We start from the raw sequence: 885 nt of genomic DNA on the forward strand, positions 1-885 counted from the left end.
CGGAGCCCTGACCGTGGCCGCCGCCGCGGCCTGCGGGGCCTATGACGACTTCGCGGGGGCCGGGGATCCCCGGCGGGGGTTCCGGGCGCACCTGGGAGCCCTGCGGCGGGGCGAGGTCACCAGTGGTGCCGTGAAGCTGATCGGCATCGGCGCGGCCGCCTGCGCCGCGGGCGCGGTCGTCAAGGAGCGGCCGCTCGACAAGGCGCTCGCCGCGGTGGTGATCGCCGGTTCCGCGCACCTCGTCAACCTGCTGGACGTCAGGCCGGGGCGGGCCGCCGGAGCCGTGCTCGCGCTGGCCGCGCCGGGGCTCGCCCGCCGCGGCTCCGCCCCCCTCGCGGCCGCCCCGATGGGCGCCGCGGCCGCGCTGATCGCGGACGATGTCGCCGAGCGGACCATGCTCGGAGACACCGGCTCCCACGCGCTCGGCGCGGGCCTCGGGCTCGCCGTCGCGGTCGGCAACGGCCGTGCCGGGCTCGCCCTGCACGCCGCCGCACTGGTGGGCACGGCCCTCGCCATGGACGCGAGAAATCACCTATGTGAGTGAATCCGCGGATGTGCGGGCGAGGTGGGGCGCTCAACCCGCGAGACGGTGGTCCCGTGATGTCGGCAGGCGCTGGCATCCTGGGCGGCAGCACTGCGCCGTACGCCCACTCCGACGCCGATTGCCGTTGCCGACGCCGAATCAGGAGCTTTCTCCGCGTGAGCAGTACACCCGCACCCCAAGGGCGGCCGCCCCTGCACGCGGTGCAAGTGCTGGGCAGCGGGGGAGCCGGCAGCGGCGCGCACGTGCGGTCGCTCGCGGCCGGCCTGGTGGCGCGCGGCGTGCGGGTCACGGTGTGCGCCCCGCGGCCGACGGGCGAGGGGTCCGGGTTCACGGCCGCGGGC

Annotated in this window: 2 pseudogenes; both read left to right on the forward strand. The window is 77.3% G+C overall.

The window, feature by feature from the left end:
- Positions 1-544 (forward strand): annotated as a pseudogene (locus B7P34_RS36030) (hypothetical protein); the annotation flags it as partial.
- A gap of 155 nt (positions 545-699) precedes the next feature.
- Positions 700-885, forward strand: a pseudogene (locus B7P34_RS36035) (glycosyltransferase family 1 protein); the annotation flags it as partial.

It is taken from the genome of Streptosporangium nondiastaticum (assembly GCF_003011965.1).
In the GTDB taxonomy this organism is placed as follows: Bacteria; Actinomycetota; Actinomycetes; order Streptomycetales; family Streptomycetaceae; genus Streptomyces; species Streptomyces nondiastaticus.